The organism is Lacibacter sp. H407, from assembly GCF_037892605.1.
Classification (GTDB): Bacteria; Bacteroidota; Bacteroidia; order Chitinophagales; family Chitinophagaceae; genus Lacibacter.
The window spans coordinates 3912773-3927985 of record NZ_JBBKTU010000001.1 but is presented as its reverse complement, the minus strand read 5'-3'; the positions used below and the strand labels follow the sequence as shown (position 1 = coordinate 3927985).

Here is a 15213-nt window from a genome sequence, read left to right as displayed (position 1 = left end):
ATTTATTTCTTTCCGATTTCACCTAAATGCGTAAACTTAAATCCGTTTTCATATTTCAAACCATACCCTGCTACACGATCCATTGATGCATGGCCTAACAATATCACACCAATAAAAAACAAGGCATCAATATTTGCATACACACCTGTTATCAACAACATTACGGCAATCCCTTTGTGATGAAAGAGATTATAACTCCACGCCCCGACTTTATTTCCTGCAAAATAGCCAAGCATACTGATGTCGGGCCCGAGTAATAAAACAGGATACATCCACCATGCGGCATCAAAAATGTAGAGTGTATAGATACACGCTAAAAACATTCCTAATTCTTCCAGCTTCAGTATTTTGGTCATATGTATGCGGTTAAGTGAACTTCTTATATTCTTTTATAAATTTCATCAACCTCCAAAAGAATTGTTCAGACAGTTTCTGCGGCACCTGCTTTTTTCTTCACTTCAAAATCTTTCATATTCTTCAGCTCACCTTGCGCATCAAATTGTCCTTCACTAATCATCAATTTCAAACGCCACAACAAATACATATCACCTGTTGTGTTTTTGCTTTTGCTCAAAAACTGGTGTATGATCTTACTTGCCTTTTGCCAATCGGCACTTATGTAACTTTTCAATTCGGCATCATAAAAGTCATACTCTTTTTGTCCCAACTTTTTACCGCCTTCCAGCAAGCGAACGCCTTTTTCTTCAGCACATAATTTCGCCCATTCATCAGGATCCACTTCAAATTCACTGGTGGTAATTAATCTCGACAGTTTCTTTGCTTTGGTCATTTCTTTCGGCTGAATATGACTGATCCATTCCGGATAAAATAATTGTCCCTTCTCATTTATAAACGGCAGATTGTTGAGGTACAGAATATAAACCCTTCCCTGAAAATCTTTCAATTGACTCATCAACCAATAATAACCGCTCACATCATGTTTATTCTGTGCAGCCCATATCCAGATCTTTTCTTCATCATTTACCTGCATACGTTCAAGGATGAAAGCAACCGTGCGGTTATCATCAACTTCGCCATCATCTACTTTGCCATCTGCATTACCGCCAGCTAACACTTCACGCCACCAGTTTTTCCTTGCTTCAATACCTTCATTCGTATAAATATCTTTCAACGGACCTACTGCATAATCATCTTTTATCTGCAATACTTCGCCTTGCAGACTTTCATCTAATTCAATTGCCTGTTCCAGTATCGCCACATCGGCTTCATTAAAAACAATATGTATCATAGTTTCTCTTTATTCACTTGTATTAAATAGTAAACACAGCTTGTAAAAAAATTTCGAACGAATGGAATGGCTTTGATCAATTCAAACTGCTCTTTCGGTTTCCAGCCAAACTTGTATTCATAGATCGGGTTGATGAGGAAATGTGTTTGGTTGATTAGGTTATAACCTTTCTCTTTACAGATTCGTTCAAACCGTTCAATGGATATACCGGTTTCTTTGATCTCCAGCATCTCTTCCCAATTTTCACCATTTGATTGTAATATCCATTTGTAAATGGGTGTTGGCAATAAATGGTAATAGGGCAACTTGCTTAGCCATTTACCTTTGTTGATCTGTTGATGACCGCCAAACGGCATATACCAGGGCGGAAAACCAAAAAAGATCACACCATCCTTTGTCAAAAAACTTTTCATCCATTCGATCAGCTTTGGTTGATCGTGGATGTGCTCAATTACATCTTTCAGCAGTATAATATCAAACACACCACCAAACTCTGCTTCGGTTGTTTTATAAATATCTTTTGAATGAAAGGTCACTTTGTTTTGCTCCAGTTCCTCTTTCATCCACACTCTTGCATTTACCAAACGGCTTTCGTCCAACTCCACTCCTACACCTGTACAACCTTTATCGATAAATGCTTTTAACACACCGCCTTCACCACAACCAATTTCCAATACACGCATCCCCTGTTTGATCGAGAATGCTTTCTCAATAAACGGGATCACATACTTTTCTGTATTCAGTATCTGTATCTCGAAGTAACGTTTCCTGTCGGCGTGAAATTCAAACATTTATTAATTCTTTTGGCAAGAGTTATTTGTTTTCAGGTACCGCAAACAATTCTTCTACTTTATCCAGCTCTACTTTCAGATTGTCAATAATAAACTCTTGTCTGTCGGGAGTGTTCTTACCCATATAATATTCCAGCACTTGCTGAATATGTGTTTCAGGCAATAACATTACCGGTTCTTTGCGCATTTCTGCACCAATGAAACGACCGAACTCTTCCGGCGAAATTTCACCCAAACCTTTAAATCGTGTGATCTCCGGTTTGCTGCCGAGTTTTTTTACAGCTGCCTGCTTTTCCGTTTCATCGTAACAATAAATGGTTTCCTGTTTATTACGCACACGGAACAACGGTGTTTCCAGAATAAACACGTGCCCGTTCTTCACCAGGTCAGGAAAAAATTGAAGGAAGAAGGTCATCAACAGCAAACGAATGTGCATACCATCCACGTCAGCATCGGTTGCAATTACAATATTGTTGTAACGCAGATCTTCATAGTTGTCTTCAATGTTTAAGGCATGTTGCAACAGGTTGAACTCTTCATTTTCATACACCACTTTCTTGGTGAGTCCATAACAGTTCAACGGTTTACCACGCAAACTAAACACCGCTTGTGTTTCAACGTTTCTTGATTTGGTAATGCTTCCACTGGCACTGTCACCTTCGGTAATAAAAATGGTAGTTTCTTTTTGCTTTTCAAGAATCTTATCCTTGTCTTTCCCTGTTGCTTCATCGTTGTAATGAAAGCGACAGTCTCTTAATTTCTTATTGTGAAGATTGGCTTTTTTTGCACGCTCATTCGCCAGCTTTTTAATGCCCGCCAGTTCTTTTCGTTCACGTTCGTTTTGCTCAATACGTTTTTTTAACGCTTCTGCAACAGCCGGATTTTTATGTAAGTAGAGATCAAGATCACGGGCCAAAAAATCACCAATAAAATTCTTCATGCTTGGCCCACCTTCAAACACCACACTGGAACCAAGTTTTGTTTTCGTTTGACTTTCAAATACAGGCTCCTGTACACGCACACTCACCGCCGCACAGATGCTTCCTCGTATATCAGCGGCATCATAATCTTTCTTATAAAAATCACGGATCGTTTTTACATACCCTTCACGGAAAGCAGCAAGATGTGTACCGCCTTGTGTAGTAAATTGTCCGTTTACAAATGAATAATATTCTTCGCCGTATTGATTTTCGTGTGTAATGGCAACTTCAATATCCTCTCCTTTTAAATGGATGATGGGATAACGCAACTCATCTTCATTCGTCTTTCGTTGCAACAGATCCAGCAAACCATTTTTTGAAACATACTTCTTGCCGTTGAAGTTGATTACCAATCCTGCATTGAGATAGCAATAATTCCAGAACTGGTTATCCATGTACTCATGGATATAGTGATAGTTTTTAAACACACTATCGTCCGGAATAAACGTTACCAATGTTCCGTTCTCTTCTGTTGTTTTTTGTTCTTTATGATCTTTAACGAGGATGCCTTTTTCAAACTCCGCTGTTTTTTCTTTTCCCTCACGAAAAGCGGTTACTTTAAAATAACTGCTTAATGCATTCACAGCTTTGGTACCAACGCCGTTCAACCCAACCGATTTCTGAAACACTTTACTATCGTACTTGGCACCGGTGTTGATCTTACTCACCACATCCACCACTTTACCCAATGGAATACCACGACCATAGTCACGAACCGTCACCACACCTTTTTCCATGGTAATATCTACATGTTTTCCATAACCCATTGTGTGTTCATCAATACAGTTGTCGATCACCTCCTTCATCAACACATAAATACCATCATCGGGACTGCTGCCATCGCCCAGTTTTCCAATGTACATGCCCGGTCGTAAACGGATATGTTCCTGCCAGTCGAGGGTTTTGATCGAGTCCTCATCGTAATCAAACAAGTTCTTTTTTTCTTCAGCCATTACTTCGTTTGTAGTTTTCAGTTTTTAGTTGTCAGCAGCAGGTTTTTTCATCGGCTGCATTGGCGTCGCACTCTTGTGCAACATCAACTTCTTCAGCAGAACAGCTCCTTTATATCGTACTTCGTACATCATACATCGTACCTCTCCTGCCGTGAACGGGCAAATATAACAAAACCACTTTCCTTAGCTCACTTACTATTTGTTCACAGTCCTGTGAATAATTTTTGGGCTGTAACTGATTATTCCTCAATTTCGCATCTACAAATTGAAACGCATGGACAAAAAGATTTACACCCTCCTCACCATCTTTATCGTGTACCTGGTAGTTGCTTTATCAATGGTATTATCGGTTGGTGCGCAACAAGTGTTGACAGCGATCATTTTTGGCGGTGCCGGTATTGCGGTGTTCCTCATTGCTTTCTTTATCTGGATGCTTAACCGCAAGCACGAAAGTTAATTTCTTCCAATGGCAAGGGCTATTGACAGCCTGGAAATGTTTTATCCCAAAGACAGGAATGCCTGGCGTAACTGGCTGCAAAAAAATTATCAACGATCGGTTGGTATATGGCTCGTTTATTACAAGGTTGGAAAAAGTAAGCCACGCCTCCCATACAACGATATAGTGGAAGAATGTTTGTGTTTTGGCTGGATCGATGGACTTGCCCGTAAACTGGATGATGAACGGGCGATGATCCTCATTACACCCCGCAAGCCTAAAAGTGTGTGGAGCGATGCAAATAAAGAACGGGTGAAGCTATTACTCAGCAATGGTTTAATGACGCCCGCCGGTCTTGAAAAGATCGAGATCGCTAAAAAGAACGGAAGTTGGGATGCATTGACCGCTTCGGACGAAGCCGCTAAAAACAATCAAATTCCGAACGACCTGCAAAAAGCATTCAAGGGAAAAAATGCTGCACTTGCGAATTTCAAAGCCTTTTCTCCTTCTGCACGCAAGCAGTTTTTATCGTGGATCGACAGTGCAAAAACGGCCGAAACCAGAAACAAACGTCTGCTCCAAACAGTATTGATGAGTGAGGCCAATAAAAAGCCCGGGGCAAATGGATTTAAGTTGTGAAAAAGCTGCGAGCTTTTAGCTGTGAGCTATGAGCGAAAGGCAGCACGCTTTGTTTTGGCTCACGTCTCGAAGCTCATAGCTTCTTTCTTATCTTTACGTTATGAAAACATTCTTATCCTTTATCCTTTTACTCGCAACGTACGCCGCATCGGCACAACAGCAACAGGAAATTATCCGCCTCGATAGTTGCCTCCAATTCGGATCAAAACCGTTTGACGATCTCTATATCCGTGTGCAGCAAACAGCACAGTGGAAAAGCAAGCCAAGTCTTGAATCGCATATCGAAACATTCTTCAAGAATTACGTACAGAAAAAAGCCGGCGGCAAGATCACCATCAGTATTCTGGTGGACAGCGACGGTAAACCATGTACCTACGAGGCCCGTCCCAACAGCAATGTGCGACCCAATTTTGCCCAACTCAAGGCATGGATGGACCAAAACGACTGGACACCCGCCCGCCAAAACAACCAGCCCGTACGTTCGGTAAAAATCCTGCAGATCAGCTTTGAAGGCAAGAAAATCTCCGTTACCGAACTGGAATAAGCTCCCAATCAACTGGTTCTCAATTGGCCGGATTAATTTTTTGTAAAAGAACCGTCCCGGCCTGTTTTCTGTCCGTCTGGTACAGGAAATGATGCTACATTTGTGTTGCTACTAACCCCGTACAAACAAGCCCGATTCCATCTCCAACTGCCCATTAAAATTCGCTTACTGGCCTTATTGTTTGATGTTTAAAATTTGAAAAGCATGTACACGTATGATTTGTTGGAAGCAGGCTGTTGTTATCTGATCCAGGAAAAAGAAGACAAGGGACTTTTGTTGATCAAAGTTCACTTTAAGAGTGATCACGCCCTTTGTATGTCCACATTTGCCGAAGGCGAAGAAGTAGTTTGGAAACGTAAAGCCGATCCTATTCACGACATTATTGAATGCCTCGATGATAAAGCAATTGCCAGTTGGGAAAAAGTATTCTATGGCGAAGATGCTTATTATGAAGAGGACGATGAGGAGTAAATTGTTAATAGGCAATATGCAATTGGCAATGAGCAAACGTCAGCAAATTTAATTTGCCTGTTGTTTATTGCATATTGCTTATTCAATGCTGCACTACCATTCGATCAGCGAAATTCCCAAACCAAAGGTTGTTTGGTTATGGTTGTAATCGATCATTGTTTCACCATATCCCACTGAATATTGTAAGTGACCTTTCATGTTCCAAAGCAATGGATAAACAGCATCAAACTGTATGCGACCCCGATTGATATTACTTTGTTTAAATGTTAATGGATGACTGTTGGTGAGTGCCAATTGTAATTTTTTCCAGTTGTAGATCACATTCATTTCATACCGGCCAATGTAATTTACGATCTCGGGATTTTCATCGTCATCATCCGGTATACGGAACCATGGACGCAGGTAAATAGAAAAATTATTTTTTTCAAAGCCAGCCATTAAAATAACCCTGTTCCAACTTCTTGATAGCGGTAATGCCCGTCCGTTACTTTGGTGGTTGAAGATGATCCCCAGCATACGTGTATTCAGGCCGAGCAGTTTGAAATTTGTAGCAAAATTGAGAATCACTTCCGGTTCATAATTCGTTTCACGAAATGGGCGTGACAATTTTGAGTTGTACAATTGCCAATGTGATTTCTGTGTATAAGCGATCCAGAGATCACCTGTTTTACCAAAGATGCCTTGCGCCAGTTTGGTTTTAAAGCTAAGTTGAAATTTTGCTTCGTAATTATTGTAATCTACCCGAAATGGTAATGTATAACCAGGTGTTTCGCTGAACGGCCGCTCATTGGGGTTGCTGCTCCAGCGCCCTGCAGTAATAAAGACCGGACGATAAGATGTAATGGTAAATGTTTTGCGTTTGGTAATTGAATCAAGCTCCCAACGTTGACTTAAACTACTGGAGGCTGTTTGTTCGTTGCTGTCATATACTTTTTGAGCATAAAGATTGCATGTGATCAGTAACAGCGCAGCAAGGTGTGCGGTAAGTGATTTCATAATAGCGTTTTGGTGTTGGTTATCTGAAACGGTTAAATATGGGTTTTGTTTGCTAAACAATCGTTTAACTTAAAACTCTCCCAGCCTGTCTTTCACATACGTGATCTCTGTTTTCCCATGTGGCACTGGTTTGCCGGTTGCATCTACATTTACAAACACAATACGTTCAATGCTTAAAATTGGTTCACGGGTTAGTTTATTCCGTACTTCACAACGCATGGTTACCGATGTATTCCCAAAATGCGTGGCCATAATACCGATCTCGATAATGTCTCCCTGTCTTGGTGCTGAAATAAAATTGATCTCCGAAATAAACTTCGTTACTACATGAGGGTTCTCCAGTTGAATAACGGCATACAGCGCTGCTTCTTCATCGATCCATTGCAGCAAACGGCCGCCAAACAAGGTACTGTTGGGGTTCAGGTCTTCGGGCTTTACCCATTTACGGGTGTGAAAGTTCATCAGGTTCTTTTGATCGCTCATAGTAGAAGTTTATACACTAATGTACAGCGCAAGTTTCATAAACCGTTTAATGCCGGTTAACAAAAAATAATTTCAATCACCGGTTCATTTTCGTAACTTATATATCTAAATCGTTTTGGTATGAAAAAAGCAGTCATCATTACGTTGCTGCTGGCTTTTTTTGCCTTGGTGGCAATTGCCAACATCAATCGCAAAACGGAAAACAAAACAGAAAAAAAGATGGAGAAGAAAGTTGAAAAGAAGATGGAAAAGAAAAAAGATTGTAAGCGATCCTGTTTGTTTTCGTAGTTCAGCACAAGTCCCACTTTCAACAAAGCGGGACTTTTTTTATTGGTTTGTTTGAATAAATCCGGTAGATAGTTACAGAATAGTTGAACAAATAATAAAAAAGTTTGTAATATTATTTAAGTTAACCGAAACACAGTTATGCGATACCAACTAACCGAAAAGCTTCGTCATCTTATTATCATTGGACTTCTTTTCATCTTATTCGCTTGCAACAACTCCACCGGCAACAGCAATACTGAAACATCAACTACGGATTCTTTAACCACAACAACTACACAGCCCTCTCCTCTCTGTTATGCATTTGCATCCGCAACTGATACAGTTGAATTGAAATTATTGATTCAAACCGATCGTTCTGTAAGCGGAGAGCTTCATTATAAGTTAAGTGGCAAAGATGGAAACCACGGTTCGATACAGGGAATAATGAAAGGAGATACAATTCTTGCCGATTACGAGTTCATGTCGGAAGGAAAAGAAAGCATTCGTCAGGTAGTGTTTCTCAAAACTGATAGTTTGATCACCGAGGGCTATGGCCCTGTGGAAGAGGTAAATGGTGAAATGCGGTTTATGAAAGGGACAACACAGGACTTCAGCAAAGGATTGAAACTTTTCTTAACGAATTGCAAAAATTAATACCACACATCTTCGCTGGTATGTAATCAAACTTTCATGTACATCTGCTTCAAAACTTTTAGTATGAAACAAACAATCTTTTTTCTTGGCATTGCTGCTGTTGTGCTGCAATCGTCATCCTGCCATAGCAGTAAACCATCAACAACATCAAACAGTCCTGCTGCAACAGAAACAACAACAGTTGCAACGGATACTAAAACCACAAGTGGCGGCAGCGAAATGCTTTTTATGTATCGCTGGTACCTTTCTGAAATAAATCAAAAGCCAGTGCGTAGCGAAAACGGCAGAACTGCACATTTATCATTTTCTCCCGGACAAGTAAGCACAGTCGCAGGTTTTACAGGTTGTAATCGTTTAAGCGGAACGTTCGAATTGTCGGGATCAAATGCAATTAAATTTTCGCCATTGGCGGTTACAAAGATGGCTTGCCTGAATAATGATCAAACAGAAAATCTGTTTTTGCCTGCTATTGCTGCAACCAACAAATGGAGTGTGCAAGACAAAACACTTCTCTTCTACAATGGAGAAACTGTGGTAGCAAAATTTACAGCTGTTGATGTTGCTGTTGCCAAACTTGAAGGCAACTGGGAGCTCAATTACATTTCTGGTGCACGCATTGCTTTTGATGGATTGTATCCCGATAAAAAACCAACAATCCGTTTTGAACTTGGTCTTTCCATGATCAGTGGCAATACTAGTTGTAATGGTTTCAGCAGCAAGTACACGATAACAGGCAACTCAGTGAAATTTGCTCCTCCCCTTTCAACCATGATGGCGTGCCCGGGTAACGGAGAAAAAACGTTTATAGAGATGTTGCAGAAAGTTAATAAATACGCATTATCTGATGACAATACACTCAATTTTATGATCGATGATGTGGCCGTAATGCGTTTCGCACGGAAATAATCATTTAACCAAAACATTATGAACAAGAATCATCTGACTGCTTTTGTTTTTTTTCTGAGCTGTTTATTGAACCAGGAAACGTTTGCACAAACAAAAAGCAAAGCACTCGTTATACATTCCATCGCCGGGTTCAATGCGCCACAGTTGGGAGATCTGAATACTGTTTTGGCAAATGAAGGATTACCGCAGTTCAAAGATTTTTATTTTACACGTGGCGGTGGATTTTATACCATCTTTCCAAAAGCACGACTTGCTTCTTTATTCAACTTTGCTACTTTCAGCGGAACAAAAACCACAGGAGACCAAAGTAATTGGTTGCGCTCCACGCAGGTAGGTACATCACTTGGTTTTGTTGCTACAAAAAGCGAAACGATACAGGTAATCCCTTTTGCAGGTTTGAACTATTCGTTTTTTGGAGCAAGAGTTTCGGCCGATGACGTGAGCAGCAGTTCATTCAATAATTATTTTGGTGCAGCTGCCAATCAATATCATGTTTCATCCAATCAGTTTATGGGACATCTCGGTTTGCACATCAGTAAAGTGGGAATTGGCGATAAGCGTTTGCTTGAAAAAATTGTTATCGGATTAAGAGCAGGCTATTATCTTCCGCTGGGCGACAGCAAATGGAAGTCAAACAATACTGCTTTATCGGATGGCCCCAATATTAATTCCGGTGGAGTATACGCAAGCTTTCTGTTAGGCCTCCAACAATAGTTATTTACATTCATCATCACCAACCATAATTGACCTCGTATGCAGTACAAAATTTTCTTATTAGCAGCAACGTTTTTTGTTTTTACACAATCGCCTGCTCAACTATCGCCCGGCTTTGACAAAGGAGAATATATCGAGTTAATGAAAATGTCGGCACGTACTTCTGCCGCTGAGAATTACTACAGTAAAATTGCAGAGCCGCAGCGATTCAAAATGGTTTATCAATCACCCGTTATTGGTTTGGATAATTTATGGGATCTGTGGAGCGATGGAAAAGGGATTGCCACAATCAGCATCCGCGGTACAACTACCAACAGCACGAGTTGGCTGGCGAATTTTTATGCAGCGATGGTTCCTGCCAAAGGTCAGTTGCAATTGGCAGACAATGATTTGTTTGAATACGAACTGGCAAGTAATCCAAAAGCTGCCGTGCATGTGGGATGGTTGGTAAGTACTGCTTTTTTAATGAGGGATATGATGCCGAAAATTGATTCAACTTACAAAGCAGGAACAAAAAGTATCATCATTGTCGGGCACAGCCAGGGCGGTGGAATTGCTTATCTGGTTACATCTTACTTGTACAATCTGCAAAAAACCGGAAAACTTCCGGCCGATATTCGTTTTAAAACATACTGCAGTGCCGGACCAAAACCAGGCAATCTTTATTATGCTTATGAATACGAAGCAATGACGCAAAACGGTTGGGCATACAATGTGGTGAATGCAGCAGACTGGGTGCCTGAAGTGCCGATATCCATTCAAACACTAAACGATTTTAATCAATCAAATCCATTTATACATGCACAAGGAATTATCAAAAAACAAAAATTTCCAACCAGCCTTGCATTAAAATACATGTACAACCAGTTGAGTAAGCCGCCAAGTAAAGCACAAAAAAGGTATCAGAAATATCTTGGCTCAATGACTTCTAAAACTGTACAGAAAACACTGCCGGGTTTTGTTCCTCCTGCTTATTATGCCAGCAGTCATTACGTACGTACTGGAAATATGATCGTGTTGATACCGGACGAAGAATATTTAAAACTATATCCTGAAAGTCAATCAGCTGATAATTTATTTCCACATCATTTGCATCCGCAATACTTGCTGCTTGCTGAAAAATTAAAGTAATTACTTTTTTATACTCTTCAGCACATCAGCAGTTTTGCGTTTTACTGTAGATGATTTGTTGAAGTTGTAACTGAGTGCAATACGATAATTTCTTGTTTGTGTACGGCTATAACTTTCAAGATTGAAATTTGGTCCGTATGTAAACACTCTGTTCTGTTGCTGAATGAACGGATCAGTTGCATTAACGCTGATAATCACTTTCTTTTTAAACAGTTTGTATTGCACACCCATGTTCATCGAAACATTGCTCCGTACTGTTCCCTGTGGGTTAGCAAATCGATTGAATGAAAATGCGCCTGTAAACGTCCACAGATCGGTTGGATTATAATTGGTGCTGAAGTTTGAAGTGAATGAACCTCCGTCACGAAACTTCCTTACCTCTTTGTCAAAGCTCCCATATTTGTTGTACGTGTAGCTTGCACTAAAATTGGTTCGTAATTTCCGGCTGATGGTTAAACCTGCCCATGTGCTTGTTTCATATTCCTGGCGGTTGCTTACATTGTCCCATGATACAATTGTTTTACCATCGGTTTGTAACGTGCGTATCTGACTGAATACATCTTCCACTAAATTGTATCCAATACTGAAGTTGTAAAAATATTTACTCTTTGTTTTACCTCCCACCAAATCGAATGTGTGCGATTGCGAAGGCAACAGATCAGGATTGCCGTAACGCAAATTGTATGGATCGCCATAATCAATGGCAGGGTTCAATTCACCAATGCCCGGCCTTCGAATTGTGCGACGATAGGCGAACGTTAAATTCGTTCCGTTCTTCCAACTGCGGTTGAGGTTCGCAAACGGAAGAATATTAAAAAAGCGATTGTATTCCGTTTTATTATCTCTGAATAATTCAAACAGAAAATTGGTTTGCTCAAACGATGAGCCGGCAGTAAATGAAAAGCCGGGCATAAAAAGATGTTTCATCGAAAGTCTGGCACTCAGTATATCCTGGTGAAACTTAAAATCATTACTCAGCAAATCAGCTTTTTGAAAAATGTTTTCCGGTTTTTTCATGAACTCGGTATTTAACAGAACATGACTGTTGTTCCGGTTGTAAGCCACGCCCGTTGAGATACTTGTTTTTTGATTACTCAATGTGCGGCCGTAAGTAATAGTAACGCTGTATCCGTTCGATCTTGTTTTATTGGTTTGCCGTTGCGTACTGTCTATGCCGTTCGGTGTATCATCAGCATTTAAAAACTCCTGGAAAAAATTCCGGACATTTTGATTCCATCCAAAATTCGCAGCCGATAAAATGCGTAGTTGCTCGCCGGGACGTTTTCCTTTGCGTGTATAGCTGAGATTGATCGATGGATTTCTTGTACTTCCTTCCGACGCAACAGTACGCTCACTCAATCTTGAAATATCTTCAAAACGGTTAAGGTTGGTGTAACGGTTAAAGCCGGTATTGTTGCTGTTGCTTTGATTGTATTGTGCCACAAAGTTGAAGCTGTTCCGCTTGTCGAGTTCATAATCGATATTTAATCGGAAACTGGGACGTACACTTTTATTAAATGAACGGTTGATAATGTTTAACTGGTTGCTGGAATCTTTATAAATATTGGTTCGGTTACTGTACCCCTCCGATTGAAATTCGTTGTAAGCAACACCTCCATTTAAGTTAACAGCAAAGCCTTGTTTGCGGTAGTTAAAGTTGGTGCTTACACCTGTTTGACCTCTTGTACCTGCGTAAATATTTACACGTGCACCAAAGCCTACTCTTCCTTTTTTCGTTACAATGTTGATTACGCCACCTTGTTCGTTGGCATATTGTGGTGGCGGATTGGTAAGTACTTCAATTTTTTCGATCATACTACCGGGCATACTTTCCAGCAGATCCTGCAATTGCTGGGCATTCAGCTCAACCGGTTTGTCATCGATCAAAATTCTTGGCTCTTTTCCCCGCACAGAAATTTTTCCATCAGCATCGGTTGTTACGAGGGGCGTTTGTTTCAAGAGTTCAGTAGCGTTGCTACCGTTGCTCAAAGCACTTTCGCCCACGTTGAAGGTGATGTTGCCATCTTTTGATTCGATCAATGGCTTTTCTACAAAAATGATCACTTCGGCCAACTCAACCGACTGATTGCTGAGAGGGATGTCATTGAAATTGAAATCAGCTCGATCTGTTCGTAAATGAATACTGTCGATGGTGAGTGTTCGAAAACCCACGGCAGTGATCTGTAATCGATAATAACCCAGCTCAAGGTTGTTGAAAGTGAAACCGCCATTCTTGTCAGTTAAAAAAACAGATTGCCGGCTGGAATCTTTGTAGGGAATCACGGCTACAGTGGCACCCATGATTGCTTTTTGACTACTTGTATCAATGACTGCACCCACAATTACACCATCTTTTTTGGTTTGTTGAGCAACAGCTTTTGAAAAAAAGAATAAAACAAACAGTAGAGTGAAGAGAACGAAGTTGGAACGCAAAAGGCTAAAGTTTGGGTTAAAGGTAGATTTTGAAGTAAGACGTTGCTCAGTATATTCCACCAGCGGTCTCATTCGCTGTCAATCTGTCACGAAATAGAATTGTTTCATTAACTTTGCCTGCTCAATTTTTGAATGATATGCTGGATTTGATAACCGATAACAAAGTGCATGACGAAAGCAGACAAGGGGAAGCGTATGCTCCCTTCGTAAGCGATCCGAATCAATATAAAAAGAAGTTTTACATTGAAAGTTATGGCTGTGCAATGAATTTCAGCGATAGTGAGATCGTAGCCAGCATTCTCAACGGAGCCGGTTACGGGGCCACCCGCAATACCGACGAGGCCGACCTGGTGTTATTGAACACCTGCTCCATTCGTGAAAAAGCAGAACAAACTATCCGTAAACGATTGACCGAATTCAGAAAAGCTAAGCAACGCAAGCCGGGCTTGTTGGTTGGTGTACTGGGCTGCATGGCCGAGCGCTTAAAATCGAATTTGCTGGAAGAAGAAAAACTGGTGGATATGGTGGTGGGCCCAGATGCTTACCGCACATTGCCTGGGTTGATCGAAGAAGCGAAAGGCGGACATAAAGCAGTGAATGTGTTGTTGAGTCGTGACGAAACCTATGCAGATATTTCGCCCGTTCGTTTGGAAAGCAATGGGGTGAGTGCGTTTATCTCCATCATGCGTGGTTGCAATAATATGTGCAGTTTCTGTGTGGTGCCGTTTACACGTGGTCGTGAGCGTAGCCGTGATGCCAATTCAATTGTTGCCGAAGCGCAGGATCTGTTCGATCGTGGTTTCCGTGAAGTAACACTGCTCGGCCAGAATGTAGACAGCTATCATTTTGTGGATGAAAAGAGTAATGTAACGGTTTCGTTCGCCATGTTAATGGAACGGGTGGCATTGGTGTCGCCATTACTTCGTGTACGTTTTTCTACATCGCATCCAAAAGATATTACCGATGATGTGTTGCATACAATAGCGAAGTATGAAAACATCTGCAATTATATTCACCTTCCGGTGCAAAGTGGTAACACACGTATTCTGCAGTTAATGAACCGTACCTACACCCGTGAGTGGTACATGAAGAAAGTAGATCGCATTCGTGAAATCATTCCTGATTGCGGATTGAGTTCTGATATCATCACAGGCTTCTGTTCTGAAACGGAAGAGGAACACCAGGATACATTGAGTATGATGGAATACAGCCAATACGATTATGGCTATATGTACTTCTACAGCGAACGTCCGGGTACACTGGCAGCGAAACGCTACAAAGATGATATTCCGGAAGATGTGAAGAAAAGACGATTGCAGGAGATTGTAGATAAACAATACTATTTATCGCTGCATAGTAATCAACGTGATGTTGGTCAAACTTACAAAGTGTTGATTGAAGGCGATAGTAAAAAAGATGCGAATAGTTGGATGGGTCGCAATTCACAAAATAAAGTGATTGTATTCCCCAAAGAAAACTATGAACTGAAGAAAGGCGATTATGTAATGGTAAAGGTGAATAGTTGTACGAAGGGCACATTGCTGGGTACAATTGCAAATCAATAAC

Annotated in this window: 17 protein-coding genes; 10 read left to right on the top strand and 7 right to left on the bottom strand. The window is 40.8% G+C overall.

Annotation, left to right across the window (positions count from 1 at the left end; genetic code table 11):
- Positions 1-2 precede the first annotated feature (2 nt).
- The 4 genes from WG989_RS16935 to WG989_RS16920 all read right to left on the bottom strand — a co-directional run bounded on the left by WG989_RS16935 (position 3) and on the right by WG989_RS16920 (position 3973).
- Positions 3-356 (bottom strand): DUF4260 domain-containing protein, encoded by a 354-nt coding sequence (locus tag WG989_RS16935; protein ID WP_340431229.1) that lies wholly within the window; start codon positions 354-356, stop codon positions 3-5.
- 65 nt (positions 357-421) lie between these two features.
- Complete coding sequence (locus WG989_RS16930; protein WP_340431227.1) at positions 422-1249, bottom strand: DUF1835 domain-containing protein; 828 nt, start codon at positions 1247-1249, stop codon at positions 422-424.
- Positions 1246-2040, bottom strand: coding sequence for a class I SAM-dependent methyltransferase (locus WG989_RS16925; protein ID WP_340431225.1), 795 nt, complete (start codon positions 2038-2040; stop codon positions 1246-1248). The genes WG989_RS16930 and WG989_RS16925 overlap by 4 nt, the downstream gene beginning before the upstream one ends.
- 22 nt (positions 2041-2062) lie before the next feature.
- Entirely contained in the window at positions 2063-3973 is a 1911-nt protein-coding gene (locus tag WG989_RS16920) for a DNA topoisomerase IV subunit B (protein WP_340431223.1), read from the bottom strand.
- A 274-nt stretch (positions 3974-4247) separates the two neighbouring features.
- Between WG989_RS16920 and WG989_RS16915 the strand changes: the two genes are divergently transcribed.
- The 4 genes from WG989_RS16915 to WG989_RS16900 all read left to right on the top strand — a co-directional run bounded on the left by WG989_RS16915 (position 4248) and on the right by WG989_RS16900 (position 6063).
- Positions 4248-4430 (top strand): hypothetical protein, encoded by a 183-nt coding sequence (locus tag WG989_RS16915; RefSeq protein ID WP_340431221.1) that lies wholly within the window; start codon positions 4248-4250, stop codon positions 4428-4430.
- A 9-nt stretch (positions 4431-4439) separates the two neighbouring features.
- On the top strand, positions 4440-5048 hold the full coding sequence (locus WG989_RS16910; RefSeq protein ID WP_340431219.1) for a YdeI/OmpD-associated family protein: 609 nt from the start codon (positions 4440-4442) through the stop codon (positions 5046-5048).
- A gap of 100 nt (positions 5049-5148) precedes the next feature.
- A complete protein-coding gene (locus WG989_RS16905; RefSeq protein ID WP_340431217.1) occupies positions 5149-5592 on the top strand; it encodes a hypothetical protein in 444 nt (147 codons plus the stop codon).
- Between the two features lie 204 nt (positions 5593-5796).
- Positions 5797-6063 carry a hypothetical protein gene (locus WG989_RS16900; protein WP_340431215.1) on the top strand — a complete coding sequence of 89 codons (267 nt, stop codon included), beginning with the start codon at positions 5797-5799 and terminating at the stop codon, positions 6061-6063.
- Between the two features lie 93 nt (positions 6064-6156).
- Here the strand turns inward: WG989_RS16900 and WG989_RS16895 are convergent, their stop codons facing one another.
- Positions 6157-7059, bottom strand: coding sequence for a phospholipase A (locus WG989_RS16895; protein WP_340431213.1), 903 nt, complete (start codon positions 7057-7059; stop codon positions 6157-6159).
- Between the two features lie 69 nt (positions 7060-7128).
- Entirely contained in the window at positions 7129-7542 is a 414-nt protein-coding gene (locus tag WG989_RS16890) for an acyl-CoA thioesterase (protein WP_340431211.1), read from the bottom strand.
- A gap of 120 nt (positions 7543-7662) precedes the next feature.
- Here WG989_RS16890 and WG989_RS16885 point away from each other — a divergent pair, with 120 nt between their 5' ends.
- The 5 genes from WG989_RS16885 (at position 7663) to WG989_RS16865 (ending at position 11214) form a co-directional block, all read left to right on the top strand.
- The gene (locus WG989_RS16885) at positions 7663-7830 is read left to right on the top strand and encodes a hypothetical protein (protein ID WP_340431210.1); all 168 of its coding nucleotides are present in this window, start codon (positions 7663-7665) and stop codon (positions 7828-7830) included.
- Between the two features lie 138 nt (positions 7831-7968).
- A complete protein-coding gene (locus WG989_RS16880) occupies positions 7969-8463 on the top strand; it encodes a hypothetical protein (RefSeq protein ID WP_340431208.1) in 495 nt (164 codons plus the stop codon).
- 63 nt (positions 8464-8526) lie between these two features.
- Positions 8527-9369, top strand: a complete 843-nt coding sequence (locus tag WG989_RS16875; protein WP_340431206.1) for an META domain-containing protein — start codon at positions 8527-8529, stop codon at positions 9367-9369.
- A gap of 18 nt (positions 9370-9387) precedes the next feature.
- Positions 9388-10083: a hypothetical protein gene (locus WG989_RS16870; protein WP_340431204.1), complete on the top strand. Its 696-nt coding sequence runs from the start codon at positions 9388-9390 to the stop codon at positions 10081-10083.
- 39 nt (positions 10084-10122) lie between these two features.
- The gene (locus tag WG989_RS16865; protein ID WP_340431202.1) at positions 10123-11214 is read left to right on the top strand and encodes a lipase family protein; all 1092 of its coding nucleotides are present in this window, start codon (positions 10123-10125) and stop codon (positions 11212-11214) included.
- Here WG989_RS16865 and WG989_RS16860 read toward each other — a convergent pair whose 3' ends face one another.
- Positions 11215-13647, bottom strand: a complete 2433-nt coding sequence (locus tag WG989_RS16860; protein ID WP_340431200.1) for an outer membrane beta-barrel protein — start codon at positions 13645-13647, stop codon at positions 11215-11217.
- Between the two features lie 137 nt (positions 13648-13784).
- Here WG989_RS16860 and miaB point away from each other — a divergent pair, with 137 nt between their 5' ends.
- A complete protein-coding gene (gene miaB / locus WG989_RS16855) occupies positions 13785-15212 on the top strand; it encodes a tRNA (N6-isopentenyl adenosine(37)-C2)-methylthiotransferase MiaB (RefSeq protein WP_340431197.1) in 1428 nt (475 codons plus the stop codon).
- Position 15213: the final 1 nt, after the last annotated feature.